This window comes from Rhizobium sp. N324 (assembly GCF_001664485.1).
Taxonomy (GTDB): Bacteria; Pseudomonadota; Alphaproteobacteria; order Rhizobiales; family Rhizobiaceae; genus Rhizobium.
This window is the reverse complement of sequence record NZ_CP013633.1, coordinates 316,077-328,982: the sequence shown is the minus strand read 5'-3', so window position 1 is coordinate 328,982 and position 12,906 is coordinate 316,077. Positions and strand designations below refer to the sequence as shown.

Sequence of the window (12,906 nt, the reverse complement as noted above, 5' to 3'; positions counted from 1 at the left end):
TAGCGAGACTGTTTTGAATGCATTCATGAAGCAATTTGGCTAAACTCTCAAATATTTGCTATAACGCAAAAAATGCCCAAAATGGGTATTTAAAACGGTTGTAGTGTGGCGATGACAAGTGGTTCAAATCGGTTCAGGTTGGCTCAAGCCTACAACGAGTGGCAGGAAAACAGGGACGTGCGGTGACGGAAGATCTAGCAAGCTACAGAAGTTCGAGAGGCCTCGTCAGCACCGCCGATCCGGAGGTTGACAAGGCGATCTATCGAAAGCCAGGTTTCGGCGGCGAAATTACATCGTTGGGTCACATGGAGGAATTGATCAGCGCGTTCCTGAAAAAGACACGCGAAGCGCAGGGCCTGTCTCGCGCAGACGTTGCTCCAATGCTTGGTCTGTCCATCCCTGTATACGGACGCTACGAGCGGGCATTTTCCAAAATGACTGTTACTCGGATGATCCATCTGTGTGAGATTCTTGGCTTCATGCCTATCGATATGATCTTTGAAGCTGCGCCACATCTTTGGGGCCGCACATCGGAGGAGGCCGAGGATTGTCTCACACTGGCGAGGATTCTTAGGAGACTTCCGAACGGCACGACGCGCGATCTTATTCGGCTCCTGCAGCGAATGATCCCCGATGACGACGAGAGCGACAGAGATATCAGTGATGTAGCGGAGCCCGTGAAGTGAGCTGGGTTTGTCTATGACGCCCCCAGTAGTTAGCAGTATTGGTGATAGCTGTCGCAGCCGACGCGCTGTCGTCGGTGTGCAGACACCCGCAATCTCACAACTAAGTTTTTCACTCGAATTTCCGTCTGATCAACAATACGCGCCGATTGCGCAATTTTTCGATCTATGGTTGGCGTTGATCTCGCTCGATGCTCGAGCGATTCGTCGGCGAGCGACGCCAAGTCTATTTGCATGCGCTTTGCTTCGACAGTAGGGTCTGTGTTAAACTCCCTCGTTGGGTTTTCCCGCTCAATGCCATGTGGGTATTCGAGCCGCCGGCGCGCATGCTTTGATTTCGATTGCTGAATCTAAGCCCGTCCTCTCCGCGCCTCCGTTCCATCGCGCCGATCCTTTTTGCCATTCGGCTCGGTCATCCGTTCGACCTGTCCGTTGGTCCAGGGATGCTTCACCTTGGTCAGGCGATGCTCGATGCTGTGATCGTCGCAGACCCAATCGAAGATGTGCTGGAAGGCATTTCGATCACAAGCTCGGTTGGTGAACTGAATGCCATTGTCGGTCAAAACGGTGTGAATGGTGTAGGGCACTGCCGTGATCAGATTGCGCAAGAACTGAGCGGCATTCATCTTGCCGGCTTTGGTGTAGAGTTCCGCGAACGCGAACTTGGATGTTCGGTCAATTGCGACAAAGAGATAGAGCTTGCCCTCGGCCGTCTGCACCTCGTCAATATCGATGTGGAAGTAGCCGATCGGATAGCTTTTGAACTTCTTCTTCGGCTCCTTGTCGCCTCTGACCTCCGGCAGACGTGAAATGCCGTGGCGCTGCAAACACCTGTGCAACGACGAACGCGTCAGATATGAAATGGTCGGCTGATGGTACCCATCCGGCGAAGGCCGTCTGTCCTGACTTGCTGATTGGCTTTAAGGCCATGCCTTATGCCATGCGCTACAATCATTTCCCCCATTGAGGTCTTGTCCGTCGACGATCTTGGTCGCCGACGGGATTGGTCGGATGAAGAGAAGGTTCGGATCGTCGAGGAAAGTCTACAAGGCTTTCGGAAAGGCTCGGTGACGGCGCGGCGATATGGATTGTCACGGTCATTGTTGACCCGTTGGCGTCGGGAATACCGTAGTGGTCTTCTGAGCAGTTCCGCTACAACGGGCTTCGTGCCACTTACGATTTCGCCACCGGCGGCGGCATCTTGCGAGGTAGCCTCACGGCCGCGATTTGGAGACGACATGACGATCGAGATCGGCCTGCCGAATGGCCGACGGCTGGATTGCCTCTGTCGTCGTGGCGCTCCCGTGTAGAACACGGCCCATAGTGCTTCCCTCCATGCCAAGGAAAATATTGCACCATCAAATGCCGGAACCAAACACCAGAGCAGCCAGCGCGCGGAGCCGTGATTGGTTTGCCGTGAACCGAGAGCTCCGCGTGCAGGACAAAAGGCCACCATGCCCGCACACGACGTCCCGGGAGCTAGACGAGGAAATGAAGCGACCGTTATCACCAAAATCACTGAGGGTCATAGCCAATTTGGCGCAAGTGGATAATCCTTGCGTGAAGCGATTTCGGTGTGATCTATGTCTATGTACTTGCAATCACTGATATATTTTGGTGAGCGATAGCTATCGGGCGAGGTCCGCGTGGCCCACAATGCGCCAAATGAGATCGAAACGAAACATTGGTGGTTCCAAGCACATCACTTTCCGTATAAAGAGCTTCGGCGCATTTACCTCAGTCGGAGCAATGTCAGGACCACCATTGAAGCAATGGATTAATGAACTCGGTTTGCAACAAGTCGATGATCCAGGCATAGACAAGCCGGTCTATCGAAAACCTTTTGACGGACGGATTGCACTTAGCGCCGAACTCGAAAACTTGATCAGCATCAGCCTTCGCGAAGCCCGCGATAAGCGAAAACTCCCGCGCTCGAAACTGGCGCCCTTGCTTGGCATCACTAAGCAGGTCTACGGCCGGTACGAAAATGGAGTATCCCGCTTGACCGTGAGCCGACTGATTCATCTGTGTGAGGTTTTGGATGCCACTCCGGAAGAGATTATCGCCCCGGCGGCACCTTATCTTTGGGGCGAAACGGAAACCAAAGCGGTTCTGCTGCTGGCTACTATCGTGAAGTTGCGGACTTTCGATGAAGAGATCTTGCAAGATATTTTCAGCTTACTAAGCCGCATAGACGAGACCGGTAGCGATAGCGGCGATCGTGCCATGAAAGTCGCGTCTACCAGCGCCACTGCAGACGATCGCGAATAGGACGTAGATCGCTAGCTTCAATAAACAGAACGTGCGTCCCTGATGAAGTTCCATCAGAAACCGCGACCAACCGCTCGCGCCGTTGCAGGTTGCCGAAGCGAGCTTTGCGCAGGCGGTTAGGACTAGCTGGCGACCGTTCATCGCCACTCCGGGACATAGGTGGGTAAACCGGGGAGGGCGCAGTTGGGTCAACTGGTCCAACGCATCCCTGCTTTCGGCCGCTGGAGGGGACGCGCGGTCGTCTTTACGCCGCGAGTGCCAGGGAGGTCACGTCAAAGTCTAAGAAACCCGTATATTCGACATACAAAGCATCGATAATTCCATTCATACAATCCATTTTACCAATCTCCCGTGATGATGCATTAGGAATGATCTCAGACGCGAGTGACGGCGAAACATTTGACGATCCGGACTGGCTATAGCGCGAACCCGAGCAACGGCGCCGACATGCATCGGGGTGGCCACTGCTTCGATCGCACAGTGCGTGCTTCAAAAACAGCAGCAGGAAATACCCGAGGAGGTCTTTGCATGCGTTCTGAGGTGCGGTGGAAGCTGTGCTGGGAAAACGAGCTGGAACTCATCGACCACGTCGATCCTCCCGAGCTCTTTCGCAAAGCCCAAGGGCCGACCGGGGTCTTCAATTTCAGTGGCAGCCAAAGCTGGGCAAGGCGCGCCGACAACCTGCATTGGCAGGCGACCGACGCTGACAAGGGCGCGCGCGGCGATGAAGAGTCAGCAGCCAGCCGTCCTTTATGCACTGGACTTTCCGGCTCCGGCAAGTCGACAATCGCCAATGCGCTCGACCGGCTGCTGCATGCCCACGGGAAGCACACCTACATCCTCGACGGCGACAACGTGCGCCACGGGCTCAATCGCGACCTGGCTTCAATCAACCCGATCGCGTCGAAAACATCCGCCGCGTTGCCGAGGTCGCCGAGCTGATGGAGGAGGGGAGCTTATTGAAATCCTCGTCGACACGCCGCTTGAGGAATGCGCGCGACGCGATCCGAAGGGGCTTTATCGGAAGGCGCTCGCCGGCAAGATCGCCAATTTCACCGGCGTTTCCTCGCCGTACGAAATCCCTGAGGGCGCTGAATTACATCTCGAAGCGGTTGGCCACGACCCTGCGGCGTTGGCGTTTGAGATCGAACAGTTCCTCGAAAGGCGAATGGAGCAAGTGACGCATGAGTGTGAGAGTGGGGAGGCTTGACCATTGGCGGCTTGAAGCGGCCGCGGCGGTCCCTGGCCTATTAACTACGCGGCGACCGTAGCAGCCCGCAGGCGGGCCGCGCCAACGTCCGATGTGGCTTCAACAGGAGACAGCCGATCACGCGCTCACGACTCGGCTTACTGAAACGGAGAAAAGATATGGCTGATGCAAAGCTGCAAGCCGTGCTTTCGGCTCTTTCGCCGATGGCGAGACAGCTAAATGCGCTACCCTCCAATCAACCGGGGCGAGATGCGAACTGCGTTAAACTAAACACGAATGAGAATCCGTTTCCGTTGCCGATGATGGTGATGCAAAGTGCGCTGGCGGCCCTCGAACGGCATTATCTGTATCCCGAAGATGACAATCTGAGCTTGCGCGACGCAGCCGCCAGCGCGTATGGCCTCTCCCAGGATCAGGTGGTCGCCGGGAACGGCTCGTCGGAGCTGCTTGGGCTCATCTACAGAGCATTCCTCGACCCGGGAGATAGCGTTGCGATGATATCGCCAGGTTTTTCCTTTAACCGCAAACTGGCCAAGTTGCAGGGTGCCAGATTTCTCGAAATCGAATGGGGCGAGTCTTATTCTCTGCCAATCGAGCAGCTGCTTCTTGGTCCAGCAAAAGATGCAAAATTCATACTGCTGGCCAATCCGAACAATCCAACGGGAACATTCGTTCCGGTGGCTGAAATCGACCGCCTCGTCGCGCAATCGGACCAGTTGATAGTGGTGGATGAAGCGTATGTCGACTTTGCACCCGATGATGCCCTGCGCCTTGTTGATCGTCATCCAAACCTTCTAGTATTGAGAACACTTTCGAAAGGCTTTGCAGCCGCGGGAATTCGCGTCGGTTTCGGCTTTGGTCATCCTGAACTTATTGGGAGGCTACGCAACCTGCAAAATGTCTTTAACATGAACGTGATCGGCCATGCGGTGGGCATTAGTATCCTTTCGCACCGCGCCGACTACGACGAGAACCACAGATATATTAAACATGAAAGACACAGAACGACCACTGCCTTGTCTCAATTGGGCTTTTCTGTCATCCCCTCCCACACAAACTTTTTGCTAGCTCGGGTGCCACCCGGACGAGATGGCAAATGGTGGCAAGCGTCTTTGGATAGGCAGAACATACTTGTAGCCGTCTTTCCCGATGCCGGTTTGGAAAATTTTATCCGCGTCAGCATCGGCACCAGAACCCAAATGGACGCGTTCCTTTCAGCCGCCAGGGACATCATTTCTGGAAGTATGAAGACGCAGAGCTAGGCGGTTAGAATTATTGGCCACACTGCTTGTCACTTGGAAACACCAAGTATCGAAGTCCATATTGGGATAAAGATCACAAATAAGCGCAAGACCGTAAAGCGTGTGCCGTCTCGATCCCGTTGATTACGCGTGTTATTGGCGCACGAGTGGCACCCGGTGGCCGATGCGAGGCTTATTTCTGGCGATTCCGGCCGCGGCTCTGCCGCTGTATTGGGAATGGTTTAGGTTTCTTCATAATCGGTCCTTCGCATTGACATTGAGCGAACAGTAACCTGCGGTCGTCGCCGATCTTCCGTCGATCACCTGCGACAGAACCTCGATCCGCTAAAGATCACGCTCGCTCATCGCCATTGATCCCACCCGCAATCCCCTACGCCAGCAAACGTGGGCAGTATGGCATTCGAACTTGGCAGAAACAGAACGTTTTCAATCTGCGGCACTCTAGCCGCTACAGAGATTCGAAGCGGAAGCCGTGCGGCCATGGTCACCATCCGCCTTGCTACCAAATGGTACAAGCAGAGCCGCGGCTTCGCCGATCGGCAGGTCGACCACCGTGATTCCGCTTGCTGCAAGGAAACGGCGCTCGTTTTTGGTAAGGCCTTCCGCATCAAGTACTGCAAAGTGGGGGCCGTGAGAGCGCTTGATGATCTGTCGAGCGTAGATCCGGAGCATCTGATCGTTGAAGCGGCAGCCAATGAAAAGAAAACCGCGATCTATACGCCGTTCTTTCACCATTCCAGGTATTGGCGTCTGGATATCGATTTCGGTTAGGACTTCCACGTAATCGGAATCGGACACCAGAAAGTTCGAAGCTGGTATAACACTGCCGTACGGCGCATAGAGGACCGTCTTTGGCGCTGAGACGCATTCGACGTCTCTCCCGGCCAGATCGTAAGTTTTTGTCCAAATGTCGCCGCCGCCGTTTGCACGCGTGACGCCCTGAATCTCGACGACATCCGTTCGACCGGTCTTCGCGAAAGCCGCACGCATTGTCCCGTCGTACCAACCGTCGACGATAAGGGAGAGCGGCAGCGTTGCGAGCCAGTCGTGGAGGGCGGTCGGCGCCACGGGTGCTCCAAATATTTCTGCCATCCAGGCCTGAAGCGTCCGGCGATGCCGTCGCTGTTCAATAAACTGCGCGACTGACCACATATTGCTGCGTATCCTGGAAGGGGCAGGTGTGCGTTCGTTGAGTGCCGCGGAGACGGCTTCCGGGGTGTCCGGTACAGGTGGTTCCGTGGATTGCAGCCGAAGGAGATCCGGACCGAGATAGGGAACGATCCGATCCGCAGCGAGCGCTTCCTGAAGCAGCCTAAGTCTTTTTTCGGCGTCACCGTTGCGAATGATCAGGAGACGGTCCGAGGTCAAAATTTTATTCATGCTGTTTTCTCTTACCTCTCGTTTGCAGCATCAGTCCTCGTCAGGAATCTTCCTTGCGTGGACGGTGATCGGCAGAGGCGTATCCCGCGATAGCTTGGGCAAGACGAGTCTCCAGCCGTTCCTGAGAGTGATCGTGCCGCCCCACATGTCATCAGCCTCGACATCTACGATCGGCTCTTCGAGATCTTTCTTTGGTACGTAAGCCGACAAGCCGGCGCTCGTTCTCCGAATCATTATCTTCATGTCGCTATTCCTTCGTTGGGGGCCCCGCGATTTCAGCAGCGCCGCAAGCAGCGGCGTTGTCTAGACTCGTCAGTTCACGGGCACGCATGCCGACGATAGTGCCACGTTCGACCCATTCGACGGCATAGATGTAAAACTGCTGGAGAAAGGTGCCGATGTCGCGCACATAGCCTTCGTCGCCCTTCCGCACCAAATTTTCGCCAATTTTTTTGCCAGCATAGGTGCCGTCATTCTTTACGTGAAGTCTGGCCCGCACCCGCTCGCCGGGTGTAAATCGTGGAGGCCTGTGGATTTCGACCTCCTGTTCACGTCCAAGGCCCATGGGCATTCCTCCTTGCAGGATATCATTGAAGGCTTCTCCGCAGGAGCCCCGACCATGCTGAAGGTCAAATCGCAGGTGCGGCGGGGACGCAGGTCTTCGGCACGGGGCAAACCTCCGCGCATTGCTGCGTTTCGAAGGTACCCTTGCATTCGGTGCATTTTTCCGGATCGATAACGTAGATCTCACCTTTGAACCTGATCGCACCGGAGGGGCATTCGAACTCGCAGGCACCGCACTGGGTGCATTGGGACGCTATGATCCTGAAGGCCATTTTTAAACTCCTGAAGATGTTGGATTAAGAGCGCTCACGCCGTCGCCGCTTGTGGTTCGACGCCAAACTTGTCGGCGTAGAGGGTGCCGATGGCGGTCTCGATGTAGTCATAGCAATAAGCATCCGTTGCCCGAACCCCGGCCTCCATGAGCTTAGTCTTAGGGCACTCCCCGATCTTGGCGCATAGCACGACGTCAATACCGACCAGCGCAGTTATGATGCCGTCGAGGGTGGCTTCCTCGCCCCTGCCTCCGAGGCAATACTGTTCGATCTTGCGATGCCCGACGTAGGTGATGCCTCTCGACGAAGCTTCGTATACTTGGAACTCCTTCGCATGGCCGAAGTGCTCGTTGATGCGACCGCCACCCTTTGTCGCGACCGCGACGTGGAGGGACCCATCGCCGGCTGCTTTGACTGTCTCGATTGCCTCGCTCTTGGCGGTCGCGTGATCGCCGCGTTCGCGGGCGATCACTTCCCGATAGGCCTCGCGCTTACGGGCGTCATAGGTGATCTCTCCGGGAAGCTGGTCGAGTGCGAACTCCTGGCCCCGATCATCCCCAAGCAGGCCGACGGCATCGGCCCTACACTGCCGGCAATGGCGCATTAGCTTTGCGCCGCCTTCGAGACGATCCTGGAGCGCCTTCAATTCGAGCGCCCGCGGGCCGCGCTGTCCGGTCAAGCCGTAGTAGGTGCCATGGGCCGGATCGGAAATAAGCGGCATGACGTTGTGCAGGAACGCCCCCCGCTCCTTGACCCATTTATTTACCTCGACCAGGTGTTCGTCGTTGACACCAGGAATCATCACCGAATTGACTTTGGTGATGATGCCGCACGCGGTCAGCATCTCCAGGCCCACCATTTGCCGCTCGTGCAGAATTCTCGCAGCTTCGATGCCGCTGTAACGACGGTTGCGGTAAAAGATCCAGGGATAGATCTTTGCGCCGATTTCAGGGTCAACCATGTTGATCGTAATTGTCACGTGATCGACATTCATGTCGACAAGTTCGGCGACGTGATCCGGCAGCGCAAGCCCGTTGGTGGAGATGCACAGCTTGATGTCGTCGATCTCCCCCGCAACTCGTTCGAACGTTTCCTTTGTCTTCTTCCAGTCGTAACAGGCATCGCCCGGTCCGGCGACACCCAGCACGGAAAGCTGCGGCACTTCGTTGGCGACGGCAATGACCTTGCGCAGCGCCTGGTCTGGCGTCAACTTTTCCGAGACGACCCCAGGGCGGCTTTCGTTGGCGCAGTCATATTTACGATTGCAATAGTTGCACTGGATATTGCAGGCTGGTGCGACCGCGACATGCATGCGCGCGAAATAATGGTGAGCCTCTTCTGAATAGCAGGGGTGGTTTTTGATCTTCGCCCAGATAGCCTGGTCCACGTCGGCCGGTTTTGTGGACACGCCACATGACGAGGATGTGCAGCCACTCGGTTTCGCGGTCGCCAGCAATTGATCCAAGGATGTCGTGCTGGTCGCACTTTCAAGCGAAATCATCGGTGCGGACATTGAGTGCTCCGTTGCTAGTTGACGTCGCCTTTCAAAACGCAAAAGCCATGCCATCCCAAGGACGGGATTTGCTTTAAGAATTTGCATTTATTGCCCGATTCCGACCGGGTTCGGACACAGACTTGTCAAGCTTCCGACAGTCGACAAAAGAGTTGTCCGTAAGCCACCAAACCAGGCATTGGAGATCGAGAAGGTCCAACATCACCCAGGCGCTTAAAGCTTTTTCACCTCGATGCGATGCTGGCGTAGAGCATAGCCGACCTGACGAGGCGTAAGGCCGAGAATACGAGCCGCTTTGGCCTGAACCCACCCGGCCTTTTCCATCGCCTCGATCAACCGGTCCCGTTGCGTGAGGCGCGACTCCATTGCGGGACAACCGGAACCGTGCGGATCACAAGCCTTGACGGAAGATACCTCGTCCGACGCACCGATGCTCCCGCCCGAGCGCGGCGATGAAGTCGGCATCACATTGCTCCGGGCATGCCCATCGACGGTGATGCCGCCGGGCGACCCGTCGGTTTTCCAGAGGAGCGACGAAAGGCACTGGCTGTTCTTGCAGGCAAAATCAGACGAAACGATCGAGCTTGAACGCGCAAGGGTGGCAGTCCTTCGCACGCAGTTTTCGAGTTCCCGGACGTTACCTGGGAAATAGCATTGCGACATCACCTCGATCGCCGACGACGAAAACGTCAGCTCGCGTTGGTTCTCCTTGTTGAATCGGTCAAGAAGAGCGTTCGCAAGGCGTGGAATATCGCCGGGTCGCTCTCGAAGCGGCGGCAGGACAATTGGAACTACGCTGATGCGGTAATACAGGTCGGCCCTGAATTCGGCGTTTGCAACAGCCATCTCGAGGTTCTTATTCGTGGCGCATATGAGCCGGACGTCGACCGCAAGCGTCTTGGTTCCGCCCACCCTCTCCAGTTCGCCTTCCTGCAGGACGCGCAGCAGTTTGGCTTGAAAGGCGGGCGAAATCTCGCCAATCTCGTCAAGCAGAAGCGTTCCGCCATTTGCCAGTTCGAAGCGTCCGGCGCGCTGCGCGATGGCCCCGGTGAAAGCCCCTTTTTCATGCCCAAACAGCTCCGATTCCAGGACGCCTTCGGGCAGCGCGGCGCAGTTCAATTTGACGAACGGCTTGTTTTTACGAGGGGAAAGTTCATGGATCGCCTGTGCAAAAAATTCCTTGCCGGTGCCGCTTTCGCCCCGCAGAAGCACGGTGGAATTCGTCCTCGCCACCACCGAGACGGTTTCAACCACCTGCTGGAGAGCCGGGCTATCCCCGATAATCCCGTCGATTTTGACGGGTGGATGTCGGCCTGGCGCGCCCCTTTGCGCGATGATCGGCTTCTCCGGTCTCTCTTGTTCGCCGATAGGTCGCCGACCCTCCAGGTTCAGGAAACGATGAAGCCTGATCGTCCGACTGACCAGATTGGCGACCATGGTCAGAAAGCGAACGTCCTCGTCGGCGGGGAAGGGGGCGGCGTCGTTCCTGACGCGATCGATCGATATTGTGCCAAGTATTTTATTATCGGCTTTTACCGGAACGCCAATAAAAGAAATTGGGACGGTGCCGCTGCTCCAAGGCGGTTGCGGCTCAGCCTGAAATAATTCGGACTTGCTGACATCCTTTACGATTAAGGGCATACCGGTCGTCGCGATATGGTCGATTACGGCCTTAGGTATAACGCCTCGAGCGGCTGATTGAGAGGATGGGGGGATGTCGCCAGTTGCGGCAATGTCGGGCTGACCTTCAGCGTCTAGAACAACGATTGCTCCGCATCGAATCTGCAGAAAGGAAGAGAGGACGTTCACGACGTTGGCAAGCGTAATCTCTAGCCGGGCGGGGGCAGTCAGTACCTTTGATATCTCGTAGATTCCGCTGCGCTGCGTGCCTGCTTGGCGCATAGGTCCAGCAGGTAGCGCAGATAGGGGTTCCGCTCCATCGACCGGTCGGGCGGGCATGTGGGTCATTATATGGCCTTGGGTTGTCTAACGTTTCTTATAACCCTTGCTTGCATGTATATATAGTAATTTCTAATGCCAATCTGCAACGCGCACCTCTGCAAGTTTCCGATGCGCCCGTCTGCAAACCCAAGTTGATTCTGAATCGTGGAGTTGCAAACCTTTATCCGAACTTGAAGAGAACGCCGAAACCGCCTCTCGGATAGTTCCACTCGATATCTCCACTTGCCTCGCAGAGTACGCGGCACGTGCCGCACTCCATGCACCCGTCGGCGATAACCTCCACTTGGCCCTGGTCATTCAATTCGTAGCACTTGGCCGGACAGACACTTGTGAGGGCATACAGATTTACGCTTGGCCAATCGTGTGGACGCACCCTAATATGCGGGCGTCCGGCATCGACCACGTATCGATTTTGGTAAAGCTTGTCCTCTACGCGTATGTTCGTCACTGCAACCGTCATCTCATCTCTCCTTTATCGCCACGCGCGCGCCAAGCGAACCGCGTCACCAAACAGCCCCCAGCGGGAGCGTGCCTTGATGAAGGTGTCCGTGGTCGCCCGTTCCTTGTCGATCTTCGGGGTGCCATCGACTCGCACAAAGTTCTGTGCGGCCTGCGACAGCAACCTTGGATAAGTCGTGAAGAAATTGCGGGAATTGGTGTGCAGCAGGGCAGGCATGTCCTTGTATTTCCGCAAGTCTTTGATAACGAACGACTTTTCAAGCATCGACTTGTAAAGGGAGAGGTTCTCCTTGACCATCGGCTTTTTGCGATTCTTGATCTGGACGATTGCTTCGCCGGCGATGCGCCCCGACGTCATGGCGAGGTTGGACCCCTCGCGGTGCACCGCATTATTAAGTTGTGCCGCGTCGCCGACGACGACCCAGCCGTCACCAAAAAGCTGCGGAATTGCCTTGTAACCACCTTCTGGAATGAGATGCGCCGCATATTCCTTGACTTCCGCTCCTGCGATCAGCGGCTTTACCGACGGATGGCTTTTGAATTTTTCGAGCAGATCATAAGGACTTTCCATTGTTGCCGCGAATTCGGAGACAAGGCAGCCAATGCCGATCGAGATCGATTCTTTGTTGGTGTAGAGGAAGGCAAGCCCGGCCATGTTGCGAGAGATCGTGCCAACTGCCTCGATGACGCAGCCTTCATTGGCCTTGAGGCCGAACCGCTGGTCAATTACCTCTTCGGCCAGGAAATGCATTTCCTTGACGGCGAGCGCGACAGTTTCCGGTTTCGGCGTGTCACGCAATCCAGCACGCGTGCCGAGCAGCCCATTGACGCCCTCTGCGAGAACGACCACGTCAGCAAGAATCACGTCGCCGGCGCGGTCGGTGCGAACGCCAATCACCTTGCCCTTTGGATCACGAACGAGTTCCGTCACGGTCGTCTCGCATAGAAGCGTCGCTCCGGCCTCGCGCACCTTGCGTGAAAACCATTTGTCGAATTGGGCGCGAATGACCGTGTAGCGATTGTGTCTCGACTCGTTGAAGTCGTCCGACCGGTATTGCATACCGATGTGGGACGAGTCGTCCATCATCCAGAAGCGCTGCTCGACTAAGTGCCGCTCCAGAGGCGCATCATCCCGGAAATCCGGCAGGATTTTCTCCAGCATGTCCGCGTACATGATGGCGCCCTGCACATTCTTGGAGCCCGGATACTCGCCACGCTCCAACTGCAGCACCTTCATGCCGCGGTTCGACATCGTGTACGCAGCTGCGTTTCCGGCCATGCCGGCCCCGATAACTATGGCGTCGAAGTTTTCCTCAGTCATGGGGCGCCC

12 protein-coding genes and 2 pseudogenes are annotated in these 12,906 nt (G+C 56.1%); 5 read left to right on the top strand and 9 right to left on the bottom strand.

The genetic code is table 11. The features are described from left to right. Nucleotides 1-182: 182 nt before the first annotated feature. Nucleotides 183-686: a helix-turn-helix transcriptional regulator gene (locus AMK05_RS27060; RefSeq protein WP_010007249.1), complete on the top strand. Its 504-nt coding sequence runs from the start codon at nucleotides 183-185 to the stop codon at nucleotides 684-686. A gap of 410 nt (nucleotides 687-1,096) precedes the next feature. Here AMK05_RS27060 and AMK05_RS27055 read toward each other — a convergent pair. After that, a pseudogene (locus tag AMK05_RS27055) lies at nucleotides 1,097-1,555 on the bottom strand (DDE-type integrase/transposase/recombinase); the annotation flags it as partial. A 63-nt stretch (nucleotides 1,556-1,618) separates the two neighbouring features. Here AMK05_RS27055 and tnpA point away from each other — a divergent pair. From tnpA to hisC, 4 genes and pseudogenes are all read left to right on the top strand, one after another. Then, on the top strand, nucleotides 1,619-1,993 hold the full coding sequence (gene tnpA, locus AMK05_RS33935) for an IS66-like element accessory protein TnpA (protein ID WP_082935783.1): 375 nt from the start codon (nucleotides 1,619-1,621) through the stop codon (nucleotides 1,991-1,993). 454 nt (nucleotides 1,994-2,447) lie between these two features. After that, nucleotides 2,448-2,954, top strand: coding sequence for a helix-turn-helix domain-containing protein (locus tag AMK05_RS33930; RefSeq protein ID WP_004671987.1), 507 nt, complete (start codon nucleotides 2,448-2,450; stop codon nucleotides 2,952-2,954). Nucleotides 2,955-3,401: 447 nt separating this feature from the next. Then, nucleotides 3,402-4,164: pseudogene (locus AMK05_RS36055) on the top strand (adenylyl-sulfate kinase). 158 nt (nucleotides 4,165-4,322) lie between these two features. Then, nucleotides 4,323-5,426, top strand: a complete 1,104-nt coding sequence (gene hisC, locus AMK05_RS27035) for a histidinol-phosphate transaminase (protein WP_064842723.1) — start codon at nucleotides 4,323-4,325, stop codon at nucleotides 5,424-5,426. A 441-nt stretch (nucleotides 5,427-5,867) separates the two neighbouring features. Here the strand turns inward: hisC and AMK05_RS27030 are convergent, their stop codons facing one another. The 8 genes from AMK05_RS27030 to AMK05_RS26995 all read right to left on the bottom strand — a co-directional run bounded on the left by AMK05_RS27030 (nucleotide 5,868) and on the right by AMK05_RS26995 (nucleotide 12,897). Beyond that, nucleotides 5,868-6,806 (bottom strand): SIR2 family NAD-dependent protein deacylase, encoded by a 939-nt coding sequence (locus AMK05_RS27030; protein ID WP_064842720.1) that lies wholly within the window; start codon nucleotides 6,804-6,806, stop codon nucleotides 5,868-5,870. Between the two features lie 30 nt (nucleotides 6,807-6,836). Next, nucleotides 6,837-7,049 (bottom strand): putative nitrogen fixation protein NifT, encoded by a 213-nt coding sequence (gene nifT / locus AMK05_RS27025; RefSeq protein WP_004678514.1) that lies wholly within the window; start codon nucleotides 7,047-7,049, stop codon nucleotides 6,837-6,839. Nucleotides 7,050-7,053: 4 nt separating this feature from the next. Continuing rightward, complete coding sequence (locus AMK05_RS27020) at nucleotides 7,054-7,371, bottom strand: nitrogen fixation protein NifZ (protein WP_064823790.1); 318 nt, start codon at nucleotides 7,369-7,371, stop codon at nucleotides 7,054-7,056. Nucleotides 7,372-7,435: 64 nt separating this feature from the next. Beyond that, nucleotides 7,436-7,642 (bottom strand): 4Fe-4S binding protein, encoded by a 207-nt coding sequence (locus AMK05_RS27015; protein ID WP_008536545.1) that lies wholly within the window; start codon nucleotides 7,640-7,642, stop codon nucleotides 7,436-7,438. A 34-nt stretch (nucleotides 7,643-7,676) separates the two neighbouring features. Further along, a complete protein-coding gene (nifB, locus tag AMK05_RS27010; RefSeq protein WP_064842718.1) occupies nucleotides 7,677-9,155 on the bottom strand; it encodes a nitrogenase cofactor biosynthesis protein NifB in 1,479 nt (492 codons plus the stop codon). Nucleotides 9,156-9,368: 213 nt separating this feature from the next. Then, complete coding sequence (nifA, locus tag AMK05_RS27005; RefSeq protein ID WP_082935760.1) at nucleotides 9,369-11,057, bottom strand: nif-specific transcriptional activator NifA; 1,689 nt, start codon at nucleotides 11,055-11,057, stop codon at nucleotides 9,369-9,371. A 220-nt stretch (nucleotides 11,058-11,277) separates the two neighbouring features. After that, complete coding sequence (locus AMK05_RS27000) at nucleotides 11,278-11,577, bottom strand: ferredoxin family protein (RefSeq protein WP_004678523.1); 300 nt, start codon at nucleotides 11,575-11,577, stop codon at nucleotides 11,278-11,280. Between the two features lie 12 nt (nucleotides 11,578-11,589). Then, entirely contained in the window at nucleotides 11,590-12,897 is a 1,308-nt protein-coding gene (locus AMK05_RS26995) for an FAD-binding protein (RefSeq protein ID WP_064842713.1), read from the bottom strand. Nucleotides 12,898-12,906: the final 9 nt, after the last annotated feature.

Bases quoted from the DNA above. Each gene is read 5' to 3' on its own strand.
- tnpA (WP_082935783.1), top strand. From the start codon at position 1,619: ATGCCATGCGCTACAATCATTTCCCCCATTGAGGTCTTGTCCGTCGAC.
- hisC (WP_064842723.1), top strand. From the start codon at position 4,323: ATGGCTGATGCAAAGCTGCAAGCCGTGCTTTCGGCTCTTTCGCCGATG.
- AMK05_RS27030 (WP_064842720.1), bottom strand. From the start codon at position 6,806: ATGAATAAAATTTTGACCTCGGACCGTCTCCTGATCATTCGCAACGGT.
- nifT (WP_004678514.1), bottom strand. From the start codon at position 7,049: ATGAAGATAATGATTCGGAGAACGAGCGCCGGCTTGTCGGCTTACGTA.
- AMK05_RS27020 (WP_064823790.1), bottom strand. From the start codon at position 7,371: ATGGGCCTTGGACGTGAACAGGAGGTCGAAATCCACAGGCCTCCACGA.
- AMK05_RS27015 (WP_008536545.1), bottom strand. From the start codon at position 7,642: ATGGCCTTCAGGATCATAGCGTCCCAATGCACCCAGTGCGGTGCCTGC.
- nifB (WP_064842718.1), bottom strand. From the start codon at position 9,155: ATGTCCGCACCGATGATTTCGCTTGAAAGTGCGACCAGCACGACATCC.
- nifA (WP_082935760.1), bottom strand. From the start codon at position 11,057: ATGCGCCAAGCAGGCACGCAGCGCAGCGGAATCTACGAGATATCAAAG.
- AMK05_RS27000 (WP_004678523.1), bottom strand. From the start codon at position 11,577: ATGACGGTTGCAGTGACGAACATACGCGTAGAGGACAAGCTTTACCAA.
- AMK05_RS26995 (WP_064842713.1), bottom strand. From the start codon at position 12,897: ATGACTGAGGAAAACTTCGACGCCATAGTTATCGGGGCCGGCATGGCC.